This is a genomic window from Roseovarius halophilus (ex Wu et al. 2025) (genome assembly GCF_047086965.1).
In genome coordinates this window covers 1-1386 of sequence record NZ_JBKOTX010000465.1, presented here as the reverse complement: position 1 = coordinate 1386, position 1386 = coordinate 1, and the positions used below count along the sequence as shown (strand labels likewise).

Genomic DNA, 1386 nt, shown 5'->3' with positions numbered 1-1386 from the left:
CCCCGTGGAGCTGGAAAACACGCTTTGCCAGATCCACCCCGATCATTGTATCCTTCATCTTGCCGTCCTCCTCGCTTAGTGGCTTTCAACACCACCATCTTGGCACATTGCGATGCCGTCTGGGGAGGGCGGCAACCATCCCATCTCGGAACACTAGCACGGTAGCTGCGGCCATCAGGGGCATCGAATGCTTGACGCGCAGGCCGCGTCAGCCGATTGTGACGTTCGATGGTATCCCACATGGGAAATGTCGGGTGAGAGGATTGGTTGCGGTTCAGCAGAATAGGGTTGGGCCTGCGTCCTGTAGCCAGTAAAAGGGGCGTAACGGTAGTAGAATCTACATCACGTATTGTGCTCAAGAGCGCGTAAAATGAGAGCTATCAACATGCCAGAGCTGTCCCCAAAAACGAGACGTGATATAAGAATAGCTAACCTCAGATCAGCCGCACGAAGACGAGCTGCCCGTTTTGGATATGATGAACCCACCGGACTTTTTTATGTCACTGATGGCGAAAACCAGCATACCTTTGGGGATTTTGGGAGAGGAAGGGGGCTATACAAGCGTGGTCTGACCCACCGAGCCGAGGTTTTGTGGAAATCATACACTCTTCAGAATATCCAATTTTCCCAAGGCGACGTGGTGATTGATTGTGGCGCCAATTATGCAGACCTATGGTTGACTCTAAAGCACCACATCAAACCCGAGAACTATATAACGTTTGAACCCGGCAAAAGAGAGCATTTGGCAATTGAAAAAAACGCCCCAAAGGCAAAAGCGAATAATTTCGGACTGGGAGCGCAGAATGAAATTCATACCTTCTACATTAATGAAAAAGACGCGGACTCGAGCTTTATAGAGCCCTCAACCTACGACGGTACACTGGAAATCCAAACGGTGACCCTAGACAGTTACATGGACAGTAACGCAGTGGAACAGGTAAAGCTTTTCAAGCTCGAAGCCGAGGGGTTTGAGCCAGAAATTCTCCAAGGTGCGCGGGCAGTGTTGAACCGGATTGAATATGTCGCCATCGATGGTGGGTATGAGCGCGGCGTGAACAGTGAGCAGACTTTCACTTACCAAGCAAACCTACTGGCGGACCACGGCTTTGAGATGGTAGACATTTACCCGAAATTTGGCCGAGCGCTCTTTCGCAACAAGGCCCTCTGATCTCCCCCCGCGTCTCTCATACAACCGCGAGCAAACCACAGCTTGTGCTATTGGTCCAAAACGGTGTGGGCCTTTTGCCAGAATTTTTGTGCCATCATTTGCGATTGTTTGAGAAAATCCGGTCCCTTCTCGATCTCTGTGGGTTGCCGGGCTCATCAAGGGTTGAACGGGCGCTACATTTTGTGCGGCCGGTAGGCGCGTCCGGCGCGTAGAACTCA

Annotated in this window: 1 protein-coding gene; it reads left to right on the top strand. The window is 51.4% G+C overall.

Features of this window, described 5'->3' with window-relative positions; genetic code table 11:
- Positions 1 to 370: 370 nt before the first annotated feature.
- Positions 371 to 1168 carry an FkbM family methyltransferase gene (locus ACH107_RS32855; protein ID WP_412509786.1) on the top strand — a complete coding sequence of 266 codons (798 nt, stop codon included), beginning with the start codon at positions 371 to 373 and terminating at the stop codon, positions 1166 to 1168.
- Positions 1169 to 1386: the final 218 nt, after the last annotated feature.